General features: G+C 63.9%; 11 protein-coding genes and 1 pseudogene. 10 read left to right on the top strand and 2 right to left on the bottom strand.

Going from position 1 to position 14,751, the window contains the following annotated elements; translation table 11 throughout:
• Window positions 1–10: 10 nt before the first annotated feature.
• From rplT to BN1143_RS01615, 10 genes and pseudogenes are all read left to right on the top strand, one after another.
• Window positions 11–367: a 50S ribosomal protein L20 gene (gene rplT / locus BN1143_RS01660; protein ID WP_005300683.1), complete on the top strand. Its 357-nt coding sequence runs from the start codon at window positions 11–13 to the stop codon at window positions 365–367.
• Window positions 368–683: 316 nt separating this feature from the next.
• Entirely contained in the window at window positions 684–1,667 is a 984-nt protein-coding gene (pheS, locus tag BN1143_RS01655; protein ID WP_005300689.1) for a phenylalanine--tRNA ligase subunit alpha, read from the top strand.
• Between the two features lie 12 nt (window positions 1,668–1,679).
• Entirely contained in the window at window positions 1,680–4,067 is a 2,388-nt protein-coding gene (gene pheT, locus BN1143_RS01650) for a phenylalanine--tRNA ligase subunit beta (protein ID WP_024941823.1), read from the top strand.
• Between the two features lie 3 nt (window positions 4,068–4,070).
• The gene (gene ihfA / locus BN1143_RS01645) at window positions 4,071–4,367 is read left to right on the top strand and encodes an integration host factor subunit alpha (protein ID WP_005300715.1); all 297 of its coding nucleotides are present in this window, start codon (window positions 4,071–4,073) and stop codon (window positions 4,365–4,367) included.
• 54 nt (window positions 4,368–4,421) lie between these two features.
• Complete coding sequence (locus tag BN1143_RS01640) at window positions 4,422–8,366, top strand: ATP-binding protein (protein ID WP_042049424.1); 3,945 nt, start codon at window positions 4,422–4,424, stop codon at window positions 8,364–8,366.
• Between the two features lies 1 nt (window position 8,367).
• Entirely contained in the window at window positions 8,368–9,615 is a 1,248-nt protein-coding gene (locus BN1143_RS01635) for a response regulator (protein ID WP_017788034.1), read from the top strand.
• Window positions 9,616–9,618: 3 nt separating this feature from the next.
• Complete coding sequence (locus BN1143_RS01630) at window positions 9,619–10,218, top strand: GNAT family N-acetyltransferase (RefSeq protein ID WP_042049423.1); 600 nt, start codon at window positions 9,619–9,621, stop codon at window positions 10,216–10,218.
• Window positions 10,219–10,288: 70 nt separating this feature from the next.
• Window positions 10,289–11,080, top strand: a pseudogene (gene cobB, locus BN1143_RS01625) (Sir2 family NAD+-dependent deacetylase); the annotation flags it as partial.
• 85 nt (window positions 11,081–11,165) lie between these two features.
• Window positions 11,166–11,642: a putative pterin-binding protein gene (locus BN1143_RS01620; RefSeq protein ID WP_042049422.1), complete on the top strand. Its 477-nt coding sequence runs from the start codon at window positions 11,166–11,168 to the stop codon at window positions 11,640–11,642.
• Complete coding sequence (locus BN1143_RS01615; protein WP_042049421.1) at window positions 11,642–13,291, top strand: GGDEF domain-containing protein; 1,650 nt, start codon at window positions 11,642–11,644, stop codon at window positions 13,289–13,291. Before BN1143_RS01620 ends, BN1143_RS01615 begins: the two co-directional genes overlap by 1 nt.
• Window positions 13,292–13,374: 83 nt before the next feature.
• On the opposite strand, the gene BN1143_RS01610 is transcribed toward BN1143_RS01615, so the two are convergent.
• Together BN1143_RS01610 and BN1143_RS01605 are read right to left on the bottom strand one after the other, a co-directional pair.
• Window positions 13,375–14,379, bottom strand: coding sequence for a substrate-binding domain-containing protein (locus BN1143_RS01610; protein ID WP_042049420.1), 1,005 nt, complete (start codon window positions 14,377–14,379; stop codon window positions 13,375–13,377).
• Window positions 14,379–14,751 (bottom strand): PfkB family carbohydrate kinase (locus BN1143_RS01605; protein ID WP_042049419.1); only part of this gene is annotated, 373 nt, incomplete at its 5' end. The genes BN1143_RS01610 and BN1143_RS01605, both read right to left, overlap by 1 nt.

Genomic DNA, 14,751 nt, shown 5'->3' with positions numbered 1-14,751 from the left:
GATGTGAAAAATGCCAAGAGTTAAACGTGGTGTGACCGCTCGCGCTCGTCACAAGAAAGTAATGAAAGCCGCCAAGGGTTACTACGGCGCCCGTTCTCGTGTCTACCGCGTAGCGGTACAAGCGGTAACCAAAGCTGGTCAGTATGCCTACCGTGACCGTCGCCAGAAAAAGCGTCAGTTCCGTCAACTGTGGATTGCTCGTATCAACGCAGCAGCCCGTCAGAACGGTCTGTCCTACAGCCGTCTGATCAACGGTCTGAAGAAGGCTTCCATCGAGATCGATCGCAAGATCCTGTCCGATATCGCCGTTCACGACAAGCTGGCTTTCACCGCCCTGGTTGAAAAGGCCAAAGCAGCTCTGGTTTAATCCGGTTCTGTTATAAATGCTAAAAGGAGGCCTAGGCCTCCTTTTTTGTTGTCTGTCATTTGTCGCTTGCAGGCGGCGATGACTCTACCATCATGATAGCTATACATATGGCTTCATATGCCATCAAACTAAAATTGTGTACCCAATCGCAAAGAAGAAGCAGGTCCGGCTCGAAGCCCTACTTGATAACAAAATGATTTCTAGGGAGAAAAGGGCACCTTAACTATGGTCAGTGAAGGGGCTTTTTTTGTATTATTCCCCTCTTGACCTTATTTAGCCTAAAGGCTCCTGTACCGGGAGTGGTGACGAGGAAGACATGCAACAGCTTGAAGAAGTAGTCGGCCAAGCCAGGGCCGAAATTGAGGGCGTAAGCGACATCGCCGCCCTTGACGAAATCCGGGTCAAATATCTGGGTAAAAAGGGCTTTTTTACCGAGCAGATGAAGGGCCTGGGCGCCCTGTCCGCTGAAGAGCGTCCCGCCGCGGGCGCCGTGATCAACCAGGCCAAACAGCAGGTTCAGGATGCCCTGAACGGGCGTCGTGAAGCCCTCGAAGTTGCCGTGTTGAACCAGAAGCTGGCCGCCGAGACCATCGACGTCAGCCTGCCGGGCCGCCGCATCGAGAATGGCGGTCTGCACCCGGTGACCCGCACCATCGAGCGCATCGAGCGCCTGTTTGGCGAGATGGGCTTCAAGGTTGCCCGTGGTCCCGAGATTGAAGATGGCTTCCACAACTTCGATGCGCTGAATATCCCGGCCCATCACCCGGCGCGTACCGATCACGATACCTTCTACTTCAATCCTGATCTGATGCTGCGCACCCACACCTCGGGCGTGCAGATCCGCACCATGGAACATCAGCAGCCGCCGATCCGCATCATAGCGCCGGGCCGCGTCTATCGTAACGACTACGACATGACCCACACCCCGATGTTCCATCAGGTCGAAGGCCTGCTGGTTGACGAGCATGCCAGCTTCACCGAGCTCAAGGGCATCCTGCACGACTTCCTGCGCAACTACTTCGAGGAAGACTTGACCATTCGCTTCCGTCCTTCCTACTTCCCGTTCACCGAGCCGAGCGCCGAAGTGGACGTGATGGGCAAGAACGGCAAGTGGCTGGAAGTGCTGGGCTGCGGCATGGTGCACCCGAACGTGCTGCGTTCGGTCGGCATCGATCCGGAAAAATACTCCGGCTTTGCCTTCGGCATGGGCGTTGAACGCCTAACCATGCTGCGTTACGGGGTCAACGACCTGCGTGCCTTCTTCGAAAACGACCTGCGCTTCCTCAAGCAGTTCAAGTAAGGGCGAGAGAACATGAAATTCAGTAAATCCTGGGTGATGGAGTGGGTCCGCACCGAGTTGAGTGACAACGCACTGGCCGAGCAAATCACCATGGCCGGTCTGGAAGTGGACGCAGTGGAAGCGGTGGCCGGGCAGTTCAACAACGTGGTGGTGGGTGAAGTGGTCGAGTGCGCCCAGCACCCGGACGCCGACAAGCTGCGGGTGACCAAGGTCAACGTGGGCGAAGAAGAGCTGCTGGACATCGTCTGCGGTGCACCGAACTGCCGCGCCGGCCTCAAAGTGTGCGTGGCCAAGGTCGGGGCGACCCTGCCGGGTGATTTCACCATCAAGAAAGCCAAGCTGCGCGGCCAGCCGTCCCACGGCATGCTCTGCTCCTTCAGCGAGCTGGGTATCGACGTCGAGGCCGATGGCATCATCGAGCTGCCGCTTGACGCCCCCATCGGCACCGATATCCGCGACTACCTGGCGCTCAACGACGTCAGCATCGACGTGGATCTGACCCCGAACCGCGCCGACTGCCTCGGCATCGCCGGTCTGGCCCGTGAAATCGGCGTGCTCAACAGCGTTGACGTGGTCGAGCCGACCTGGACCCCTGCTGCTGCCACCATCGACGCTACCTTCCCGATCCGGGTTGAAGCGCCGGCAGACTGCCCCCGTTATCTCGGCCGCGTCATCAAGGGGCTGAACCTGCACGCCCAGAGCCCGCTCTGGATGCAGGAGAAGCTGCGCCGTGGTGGTATCCGTTCCATCGATGCCATCGTCGACATCACCAACTACCTGCTGCTGGAATACGGTCAGCCGATGCACGCCTTCGACCTGGCGACGCTTGAAGGGGAACTGGTGGTGCGCCGCGCCAAGGCCGACGAGCCCATGACCCTGCTCGATGGCAACGAAGTGAAGCTCAAAGAGACCACGCTCGTTATCGCAGACGCCCAGGGCCCTGCCTGCATGGCCGGCATCTTCGGCGGCAATCGCACCGGTGTCTCCGAGACCACCACCGACATCCTGCTGGAGTGCGCCTTCTTCGCGCCGCTCTCCATCACCGGCCGTGCCCGTGCCTACGGTCTGCACACCGACTCCTCCCACCGCTTCGAGCGCGGCGTCGACCCTGAGCTGCAGGCCAAGGTGATGGATCGTGCCACCCGTCTGCTGCTGGATATCTGCGGCGGTGAAGCGGGTCCAGTCATCGAGGTCAAATCCGATGCCCATCTGCCCAAGGCTGCCCCCACCAAGCTGCGTCGTAGCAAGCTCGACAAGGTGATCGGCATCAGCGTAGCGGATGCGCAGGTGGTCGAGATCCTGACTCGCCTCGGCATGCAGGTGACTGTGGATGCCGACGGCTGGACTGCGCTGGCCCCCTCCTGGCGTTTCGATATCGCCATCGAGGAAGACCTCATCGAGGAAGTGGCCCGCATCTACGGCTACAACAACATCCCGAACCTCAAGCCCGCCGCATCGCTCGCGATGGTCGAGCAGGCAGAAGGGCAGGTGACCCTGAAGCGGGTGCGCGACCTGCTGGTCGATCGCGGCTTCCAGGAAGCGATCACCTACAGCTTCGTGGATCCCAAGGCTCAGCAGACCCTGTTCCCGCATAGCGATGCCATCGTGCTGCCGAACCCGATCTCGGTCGAGATGTCTGCCATGCGTGTCTCTCTGTTCCCGGGTCTGGTGCAGGCGGTGGTCTACAACCAGAACCGTCAGCAGCCGCGGGTGCGTCTGTTCGAGCAGGGCCTGCGTTTCATCAAGGACGAAAATGCGGAGAACGGCATCCGTCAGGAGCCCATGCTGGCCGGCATCATCACCGGCAACCAGAGCGACGAGCACTGGGACATCAAGAGCCGCGCTGCCGACTTCTTTGATCTGAAAGGGGATCTGGAAGCGGTGCTGGACTTGACCGCCGAAGGCGCCACCTTCACCTTCGAGCGTGCCGAGCACAGTGCCCTGCACCCGGGCCAGAGCGCGGCGATCCTGCGCAATGGCGAGGTCATCGGCCACATCGGTGTGATCCATCCGAGCCTCGAGAAGAAGCTGGGCCTCAAGAGCCGCGCCGTGATGTTCGAGCTGGAACTGGACAAGCTGACCCCGGCCAAGGTGCCGGTTGCAGCCGAAGTTTCCCGCTTCCCGGCCAACCGTCGTGACATCGCCGTGGTGGTTGATGTTGCGGTTCTGGCTGGCGATGTGCTGGCAGTAATTAAAAAAGTTGGCGGAAATCAGGTAGTTGGAATAAACTTGTTTGACGTATACCAGGGTGCTGGTATGGCCGAGGACAAGAAGAGCCTGGCCATCAGTCTTGTTCTGCAAGACACCCAGCGCACTCTGGAGGAGAAAGAGATTGCCGAGACCGTAGACAATGTCGTGCGGGCCCTTGGTGAAGAGTTGAATGCATCCTTGAGGGATTGATCTATGGCGCTTACCAAAGCCGACATTGCAGAGCACCTGTTCACCCAGCTCGGGATGAGCAAGCGTGAAGCCAAAGATATGGTGGAAGCCTTCTTTGAAGAGATCAGACAAGCGCTTGAGCGTGGTGAACAAGTCAAGATTTCAGGCTTCGGTAACTTTGATCTTCGTGAGAAGAACCAGCGTCCAGGACGTAACCCGAAAACCGGCGAAGATATTCCCATCAGCGCCCGGCGGGTGGTCACCTTCCGGCCTGGTCAGAAACTCAAGGCCAGGGTAGAAAATGTTGAACCCAACGAGTGACAAAAAGCCAGGCAACCGCCTGGCTTTTACTTTTTCATGATAAAAACCAGTCTTTTGCTAGGTCTGCTGCTGGCCGCGCCACTGCAGGCGATGGATCTGCCTCTCTCCACGACAGCCAAGGCATTTGCCGATGCCACCAAGTCGCTGACCATCTGTTATCCGGCGCTCATCAGACCGCCTTATCTCGATGAGTCGGGAGGGCTGCTGGTCGATCAGATGGAGCGACTGGCCGAACAGCTCCCCTTTCCGCTCATCTATCAGAAGCTGCCCAACTGGTCTGCCGTGCGCAGCGGATTGCTGGAGGGGCGCTGCGATCTCATTCCCAACGTGGGCCCCTCTCTGGAAGCACTGCCCGGGATGGCGCTCAGTCGTGCCATGCTGGAGGCCGAGTCCGCCATCCTCTATCGCGGCGAGCTGGAGCAGGCCAGGTTTCTGGTCTCGCCCATCTGGCAGGCGAACGAGGTGCTGCGGGCCCTCTATCCCCATTCAACCCAGCAGCCCCTGACCGAGGCGGACAACTGGTACGCGGCGCTGGCGGCGGGCAAGGGGACGGCCTACCTCGGCGACTACCTGCAACTGCGTTACCTGATGCGCGAATACCCGGACACCGGGCTGCGGCTGCGCCGCCTGCGCAGCGACGAGCTGGTGGTGAGCTACCGGCTGATGATGCGGGACAAACCGGCGCTGCGCGAGCTGATCGACACCGCCATCCGCTACCTGCCGCCGGGCTCCCTCTATCAGGATCTCGACCGCTACCTGGCGCAGGGGGAGCAGGACATCAACCCGCTCCACTTCACCGACAAGGAGCAGGCCTGGCTGGTCGGCACCTCCAGCGCCATCAAGCTGGTGGTCAACCCGGATCTGATGCCCTACAGCGGCCTCGACGAGCAGGGCGATCTCAAGGGGTGGAGCGCGGACGTGCTGAAACTGGTGAGCCAGCAGACCGGGCTCAACTTCCACGTGATCCCCACCGCAAGCCGAGAAGAGGCGCTGGCCAAGCTGCAAAGCGGCGAGGCTGACATGATGGTCGGCCTGCTGGAGACGCCGGCGCTGACCGATGCCTTCGACTTTACCCGGATCATGGCGGTCAGCCGTTATGCCCTGGTGAGCCGCAAGACCCAGCCGTTCGAGACGCTGGCGGCGGTGAAGGGCAGGATAGCGGTGCCCGCCACCCTCTATGACGAAGAGATGCTGACCCGCCTGGAGGGTGCGCATCACTGGCGCAAGAGCGACACCCTGGCAGCGGGGATCGCGGCGGTACAGAGCGGCGCGGCCGACGCCATGCTGGCCGAGCTCTATCAGCTGCAATACCCGCTTCGCAACAACCAGCTGGACGGGCTGGAGGTGCGGGAGCTGCCGCAGCGTTTCGGGTTGGGGTTTGCCATCAGTCGGCACAGCCCCAGGCTTGCCGGGGTGATGGAGCAGAGTCTGATGACCCTCACCGGCAAGCAGAATGACGATCTCAAACTGCGCTGGCACCGTCTGGTACTGACCCAGCAGGCCGGGGTCAGCTACGGGATCTGGCTGGGTTCGGTGTTGCTGGCGCTGCTGATCAGTGCCGGTGTCATCTGGCTGATCTGGCGCTCGCGCCAGCAGCTGGCCCGGGAGGTGAGTCAGCGCCAGGCGATGGAGCGGACCCTGGCTCTGGAGAGCCAGTTCCGGGAGTCCCTGTTCCAGGCACTGCCGGTGCCGGTGTTCCTGCGGGACAATCAGGGCGAGATCATCAAGCGCAACAAGCAGGCCAAGCGGCTGGAGGCCCGCTACCTGGCGGAACTGCAGCTGCCGCAGGCCCAGTTGCAAGAGAGCGAGGGGGAGATGGCGCTGGGTGATCAGGTTTACTCCTACGCCCAGATCCCGCTCCAGCTCGGCAAGCAGTCGCCGGCGGGGGATCTCATCGCGCTCTCCAACATCAGTGCCCTGCGCGAGCGCACCCGCTTGTTGCGTCAGGCCGAGCGGCGCCTGCGGGCGCTGACCAACACGGTACCCGGCGTGGTGATCCAGTTCCTGCTGCACGAGGAGGGGATCCGCCAGGTGGAGTTCATCAGCCGCGGCAGCTATGAGCTGCTGGGGCTGGCCAGTCAGCAGATCCGCCGCAACCCGGGCGAGGCGCTGGGACGGCTTGCGCCGCAGGACAAGGTCGAGATGCAGCAGCCCATGCGCGAGATGCTGCAGGCCGGCCAGCCCTTCTCCTATGCCCTGCGCTACCAGCATCCGCTCAAGGGTACCCGCTGGCTGCAGTTCTACGGCCGGGGGCGCAGCCTGCCCGAGCAGGGGTGGCGGGTATACGGGGTGGTGCAGGATGTGACGGTGCGGGTCGAGCAGGAGCAGGCACTGCAGGCCTCCCATGAGCGGGCCGAGCAGGCCGTGCTGGCCAAGGGCCGCTTCCTCGCGGCGGTGAGCCACGAAATTCGCACCCCCATGAACGCCATCCTGGGGCTGCTGGAGTGGCTCAGCCACACCCCCCTCAATGCCGAGCAGCACTCTGCGCTCTCCCATGTCAGGCAGGCAGGGGACGAGCTGCTGGGCCTGCTCAACGACGTGCTCGATTTCAGCCGCAACGAGAACCGGCAGCTGGCGCTCTCGCCCCAGCCTACCGATCTGGTGGACTTGTGCGAGCATGTGGCAGCCGTGCACTGGTCCAAGGCTCGCTCCAAGCGGCTGCAGCTGCGGCTGGATCTGGATCACCGGCTGCCCGCTCAGGTGGAGCTGGATCCCCATCGGGTGCAGCAGGTGCTGCACAACCTGCTGGCCAATGCCATCAAGTTCAGCAGCCGTGGCGAGGTGGTGCTGTGGGCCCGCCGGGACGGCACCCAGCTGTTGTGCGGGGTGGATGACGAGGGGCCCGGCATCAGTGCCGAGCTGCTGCCGCGCCTGTTCCTGCCCTTTGAACAGGGTGGGGAGGAGGGCCAGCCGCGGGCCCAGGGGACCGGGCTCGGGCTCGCCATCTGTCGCCAGCTGATGGAGCAGATGGGGGGCGAGATCCGGGTCGAGCCGCGCACAACCGGCGGCAGCCGCTTCACCTGTGCATTGCCGCTGGTGCTGCTGCAGGAGATGCCGCGCTGGCGCCCGCGGGTGAGCAGCGTCCATGTGGCACTCGACGGGGCGGAGCGGGACTATCTGCTGCCCTGGCTCGGCGAGCTCGATCTGCCGGACGATCCGGCCGGCCCGGTACTGAGCGCCCGCCAGGATGAACAGGGGCTGCGCTACTGGGACTGGCAGGGCGAACCCTGGGTGCCGGGCTCTGTAGTCAGCCTGATGCAGCCGCGGCTGGTGCCCTCCGCCCAGGGCATGATCACGTTGCCGGGGCAGGGGATGCGGGTGCTGCTGGTTGAAGATCACGAGGTGAACCGGGTATTGATCAGCATGCAGCTGACCCAGCTGGGGGCCCAGGTGATCAGCGCGGCCAACGGCCAGTTGGCGCTCGACATGCTGCAGCACGAGACGGTCGATCTGGTGCTGACCGATCTGCAGATGCCGGTGATGGACGGGGCCGAGCTCTGCCGCCGACTGCGCGACACCCCGCGCTGGCAACATCTGCCCACCTACGTGATCACCGCCGATCTCAGCGAGCCGGCGGCGGCGCAGCTGGCCAGCTGCGGTTGTCGTGGTCATCTGGACAAGCCGCTGCTGCTCAAGGATCTCGCCAATCTGCTGCGCACTCTGGGGGATCCCGCACCCGAGCCGAACCCGGAGCAGAAGGCGGCAGCGCCTGCTTCTTGGTCAGAAGCCCAGATGCCGCTGCTCACCCCCGAGCTCATCTCCCTCTATCTGGAGGCGACCGGCCAGGATCTGGCCGACATTGAGCGCTGTGTCACACAAGCAGACGAGATGGCACTGGAAGCCGCTTTACACAAGATGAAGGGGGCCGCCAAAATGGTGGGCGTGACCCCGCTCGTCCAGGTGATTGAACAGTGGAAACGGGATCCACGGCAACCCCTGCTACCCCCGCTGCGGCAAGCTCTGGACGAGGTGTGCCGGCGACTACGTGAGAGGCTCTGACATGATCATCACAGATGAAGAGTTACTGGCCTTGCTGAACTCGGAAGAGACGGATGAGCGCCTGTTCCACCCCGTGACCATCTATGCCCTGGACGGGGTTGCCTATCGGGCGGCAAAAGCCGTCGAACTGCCGGAATTTGCCACCCTGCGCCGCACCCGGCCCGATGCCTGCTGGCAGTGGGAAGGTCTGTTTGCCGCCGGCGCCATCGCCCTGTTCGATCCCGACTCCCACGCTGGTGCCGACTACCTGCCGCAATTGACAGCGCAGGCGGAGGGGATCTATCGCCTCACTGATGACTGGCTGGCGGGGGTCAATGGCCGCTATCTGGCGTGGCAGGAGTGGCTGGCCCAGACCCAGGTGTTGTTGCTGGAGGATCACCCGTTTCAGGGGGCCCACATTCAGCAGGAGATCAGGGGACTGGGATTGCCCTGTCAGTGGGTGCAGGATGGCAATGCCTGCATCAAGGCGCTGGCCGGTGGCGAAGTCAAGCTGCTGGTGAGCGATCTCAGCCTGGTGGATCAGGATGCCATCAGCCTGCTGATGAGCCAGCCCCAATACCAGCACAGCGGCCTGCCCATCGTGCTGCTCTCCGCCCACGACCAGACCCTGATCGACGGTGCCCGCCGCCTGCTGCACGATGCCGGGTTCAACGTGCTGGCGGCCCTGGCCAAGCCGCTGCTGGCCGACGATCTGCTGAGCCTGCTCAAGGGGCTTTATCTGGGGCCGCAGCGTCAGCGACGCCTGAGCGGACTGCGCCGTACCATCCGCACCTGGCAGGGGGAGGAGAAGGGGTTGCTCGGACTCTTGTCCGATCCCCCGTCCCCCTTGCCCATCTGGCTGGCGGTGACCGGCTTGCCGCCGCGCTGGGAGCTGGTGCGCGAGTGGCTCGTCCAGCGGGGCAGGGAGCCTGGCGAGCTCACCCTGCTGATCCACCGGCGCGACCACCTGTTGAGCCAGGCGGAGCGTTTTGCCCTGGTGCTGCAGGCTAGTCTGGCGGGGGCACGGCTCGCCCTGCTGCTGGACAACGATCAGCACATTCCGTTCGACTTGCTGGAGCGGATGCCGCTGCAGCACCTGCTGTTGGGGCAGAGCCTGCTGCCGAGCCTGGAGGCCATGACCCCGGACTCCCTGCTGGGGCGCTTCATCAACCGAGCCAGGGAGCTTGGCATCGCCCTCTATCTGGACGACCCCTTCAATCTGCTGGACCACAATCTGTGGCGCGATCGCGGCATGGCGGGGCGCTGGTAGAGGGTGGCCCGCTACCTCTGCTGGCCGCCGGACGAAGCCCGGCTGCGGCGCTCCCTGGCCGGCTGGCTTCATCCTCGTACCCGCGCCGACCTGCCCTTGATGATGGAGGTCGGGGGCGTTCCCTGCCGTTTGCAGGAGCTGGCGGGGGCCGATCCCGCCCGCATCCGGGCGGCTTATGACGAACTCGGCGAGCAGAGCGTCTACCTGCGCTTCATGCGCGCCAAGCAGAGGTTGAGCGATGAGCAGCTCGCCTTCTTCCTCGATTACCCTAGGGAACACCAGATTGGCCTGCTGCTGACCGACGGTCAGGGGCGGCCGCTGGCCCAGGCCCAGTCCATCCGGCGGCGGCTGCACCCGGATCGGGCCGAGTTCTCCTGCATCGTCGCCGATCACTTCCAGCACAGAGGGGCGGGGCGGCGCATCCTGCTGGCGCTGGCCTTGCTGGCGCGCGGCGAGGGGATCCGCGAATGGACGGCGGAGGTGCTGCCCCAGAATCGCCCCATGCTGGCGCTGCTGCGCGGGCTGGGCCTGCCGCTCACCCTGGTGACAGGGCGGGAGCTGGTGTTCGTGCGACTCGATTTGAGCGTGTTCGACACCCTGTAAGCGCCATCATAATAAGACCAAGGGCGAATAGGCCGGTTTTTCACCCTGTGCTAAGGTCAGCCAGAGAGCTAGCCAGAGGGAGTCAGTCATGGTGCAGTCAGCGAAACACATCGTCATTCTTACCGGTGCCGGGATCTCGGCCGAGTCGGGCATCAAGACCTTTCGCGCCTGTGACGGTCTGTGGGAGGAGCACAGGGTGGAGGATGTGGCGACGCCGGAGGGCTATGCCCGGGATCCTGAGCTGGTACAGGGCTTTTACAACTCTCGCCGCCATCAGCTGCAGCAACCCCACATTCACCCCAATCCGGCCCACTATGCGCTGGCCCGGCTCGAGCGCCTGCTACCGGGCTGCGTCACCCTGGTGACCCAGAACATCGACAACCTGCACGAGAGCGCCGGCAGCAAGAACCTCATTCACATGCACGGTGAGCTGCTCAAGGCGCGCTGCCCAGGCTCGGGTCAGGTGATCGAGTGGCGCGGCGATCTCCATCAGGAGGAGCTGTGCACCTGTTGCCAGTTTCCCCAGCCGCTGCGCCCGCACGTGGTCTGGTTTGGCGAGATGCCGCTCGGGCTGGATCGCATCTACAGCGCGCTGGCCCAATGCGATCTGTTCATCTCCATCGGCACCTCTGGCGCCGTCTATCCGGCGGCCGGTTTCGTACACGAAGCGGGATTGAACGGGGCCCACACCATAGAGCTCAATCTGGAGCCGAGCGAAGTGGGCAGCCAGTTTGACGAGAAGCGCTACGGTCCGGCTTCCCTGCTGGTGCCGGCCTATGTGGATGAGCTGCTGCAACGCTGCGGCGTACACCAGCCGGCGCAGATCGAGGGGCACAACTGGATGGAGATGCGCGGCCCCTAGCTATTGTGCATCAGCGCAGTTGCAATGAACCGGTGAAATCGCCACACTGGCAGCCAAAAAATGGGACGCAGTTGGCGCAACTTACATGATCACTCTCAAGCAATGGATCGCTTTTTCCCTCCTGATGCTGGCCTGTGCCGGCGCATCGGCACAGGCCTCCCTGATGACTCTGGTGTTGCCAGGCGGCCAGCAAGTGGCCCTCGATGAGGCGACCCTCTCCGCCTTGCCACAGACCGAGTTTACCACCACCACTCCCTGGACCCAGGGCGCCCACCACTATCGTGGGCCGACCCTGGCAACCGTGCTGGCGGCACAAGGGATCCAGGATGCCCGCAAGATCGCCGTCTCGGCCCTCAACGGTTATCAACAGGTGGTGGATCTGGCCCTGTTCGACGGCGTGCCGCTGACCCTGGTGCGTGCGGAGGACGGCAAGCCGCTGACCCGGCGCAACAAGGGGCCGCTCTGGTTGCTCATCCCGTTTACCAGCTACCCCAAGCTGGACGTGCCCGCCATCCACAACTGCATGGTGTGGCAGGTGACCCGCATCGAGATCGTCGATTGATGGGGCTATCCCGCCACAAACTGCTGCTGGTGGCGGTCTCGCTGCTGTTTCTGCTCTCATCGGGCAGCAGCCTCTATCTGCAGCATCGCCAGGAGCAGCTGGTCGACACCTTCTATCGCAACATCCACTGGAACATCAGCCAGGTGATGCTCGAATCCCAGCGTTTCCTCGCCGATCTGCGGCTCTATCGGGTCGGTCAAGTGGAGATGGAGACCCTGAGCCTCGATTACGATCTGCTGTGGAACCGGCTCGACATCTTTCTCATCAGCAGTGAAACCGCCGAGGCGCGCGAGCGGCACGGGCTTGGCAGGGCGCTGGCCGGACTGTTCGAGCAGATCAAGCGGCTTGAGCCCCAGATGGCGGCAGGGGCGCTGCGGGAAGGGGCCCAACTCGCCCGCCTGCAGGAGGAGATCGCCAGCCAGACCCGGCTCATCGAGCAGATAGGCAACCAAATCCTCTCCGGTCAGGAGCGGGAACGTTCGGTGAGCCAGATCCGCAGCAGCCTGTTCTGGTTGCAGATCTGGCAACTGATCCTGTTGCTGACTGGCGGCGCTCTGGTGGCCGCCCTCATTCGTGCCAACCTTGCCAATCGCCGGCTCGCCCTGCTCGACCCCCTGACCCGGCTTGGCAACCGCCGCGCCCTGCAGGAGCAGCTCTCTCGCGCCCTGTATGCCGGCGAGGCGAGCGCCCTGGTGGTACTCGATCTCAAGCGCTTCAAGCAGGTCAATGATCTGCTCGGCTATCAGGTGGGTGATCGGCTGTTGCAGACGGTGGCCGACAAGCTGCAGCAGGCCCACGGCAGCCACGCCTACCGGCTCGGTGGCGACGAGTTCGCCGTGGTGCTGACCACGGCGGACGGGACGCTGGAAGCGCGCATCCACCAGCTGATGAGCCTGCTCCACTTCGAGTTCGTGACCCGGGAGTGCAGCTTCGAGCTGGCCTGCCGGCTCGGGGTGGCCAGGGCGCAGCAGCAGGATGCCGGCCGGCTGCTGGATCAGGCCATCCTGGCCCTCAATCAGGCCAAGCGCAGCCAGGAGGGGGACATCAGCTGGTTTGCGCCGGCCATGCTGCAGCAGTTGCAGTTGACCCAGCACCAGCTGCATCAGCTGCGCGACTGGCTGGCCGGACGCGAGCCGGCGCCGCTGCGGGTGGCACTGCAGGCGATGACGGATGAACAGGGCAACGGCCTGTGGCAACTGGCGCTCTACTGGCAAGAGCAGGGTACATCCTGTCCCATGCGCTGGCTGCAGGAGTGCGGCGTGCAGGGCCCCGTGCTGGCCCGGCTGCTGCAGGCGCACGAGACGCTGCATGGCGATGGTCGGGGGCTGTTGATCCCGCTCGACAATCAGGCTCAGCTGGCCCAAGTACTGGCCTGTATGCCGGGGGCATCCCGCACGCCGCTGGTGCTGCTGGTGCCGGCACTGCAACCGGATACTGCCTTGCTGGCGGGATTGCGGCAGCAGGGTTGCACCCTGGCGCTCAGAGACATTGGCAGCGCCACCCCGGCGCAGCTGGCGGCCGGCTGGCCCGTGCGCTACTGGTTACCGCAGGATGATGAACATGGCGAGTTGTTGCAGCCGCTGGCCTGGCGACTGGGGCTGGTGCAACTGCAGGTGCTGGCGGGCGGTGAGGCAAGACAACTGGCCTGAGTGGCAACAAGGATTGCGCTGAGCAAAGATGGAATGAAACAAGGCGACCCTGGGGCCGCCTTGTTTTTTATTGTACGTGTATGTCAGGGGCGAGGGGCGCAGGAATCTCTGATCACCAGGTCGGGATCGACGGTGATCAGGTGATCCGCCAGCGCCTCGCCGTTGATGCGCGCCAGCAGCCGGGTGACGGCGAGGCGGCCCAGCTCCTCTTTCGGCTGATTGACGGTGGTGAGTGGTGGCGACATGAATTCGGCCAGCGCCACGTTGTCATAGCCGACGATGGAGAGATCCCGCGGGATCACCAGTCCCGCCTGATGCGCCGCGCTGATGGCCCCCATCGCCATCATGTCGTTGCAGACGAACAGCGCAGTGGGACGCTCGGGCAGCGCCAGCAGGCGGCGCATCGCTTGATGGCCGCTGGCGCAGTCAAAGTCACCCTCCTGGACCCAGTCCGGATTGACGGTGAGACCGGCCTCCTGCATCGCCTGCTCGAAGCCCGCCTGCCGCTGGTTAGCGGGGGCGCGGCTGTGGGGGCCCGTGATGCAGCCGATGGCGTTGTGACCCAGCCCCAGCAGGTGGCGGGTCGCCAGGTAGCCGCCACGATGGGAGTTGTCGGCGATGAGGTCCACGTCGGCACTCTCCATCCCCCAGTCCATCACCACCACCGGCAGGCTCTTGAGCCAGTCGAGCTGGTTGAACACCTCCTGCTGCCCTTCGCTGCACATGATGAGCAGGCCGTCGACCCGCTTGCGCAGCATCATCTTGAGGTAGGAGAGGGCGGTCTCGGCCTGCCCCTCGGTGTTGCCCAGCATCAGGTTGTAGCCCTGCTCGAAGCAGTAGCGTTCCACCCCGCGTACCACCTCGGCAAAGAAGGGGTTGCTGGAGGTGGTGACCAGCATGCCGATACTGTTGGTCTCCTTCACCTTGAGGCTGCGGGCCACCAGGCTCGGGGCGTAGTTGAGATCGCGCATGGCGGCGAAGACCCGCTCGCGGGTCTCCTCGGCGACGAAACGGGTCTCGTTGATGACGTGGGAGACGGTGGTGGTCGACACCCCCGCCAGCGCCGCCACCTCCTTGATATTGGCCATCAGTGCCCCTGCGCAATCTGCTCAAGCAGGAAGGCGTCGACCTCCTGCTTGCTCGGGATGGAGCTCTGGGCACCAAACCGGGTGACGGAGAGCGCCGCGGCGCCGTGGGCAAAGCGCACGGCCGCGTCAAAGTCGGCGCCGGCGAGCTCAGCCGCCAAGAGGGCACCGTTGAAGGTATCGCCGGCCGCCGTGGTGTCTACTGCTTTCACCCGAAAGCCCGGGATGAGCGCTTGCTGCTGCCCCTTGCTGCAATAGACTCCTTGCGACCCCAGGGTGATCATCACGTCCGCAATGCCCATCTGGTGGAAACGGGCGGCCGCCTCGCGGGCGCTCGCTTCGTCGGTGACCTTGACGCCGGTCAGCAGCTCGGCC

The sequence above is a fragment of the Aeromonas dhakensis genome (genome assembly GCF_000820305.1).
Classification (GTDB): Bacteria; Pseudomonadota; Gammaproteobacteria; order Enterobacterales; family Aeromonadaceae; genus Aeromonas; species Aeromonas dhakensis.
The sequence above is the reverse complement of the archived record's forward strand: the minus strand, read 5'-3'. Positions and strand labels throughout refer to the sequence as shown.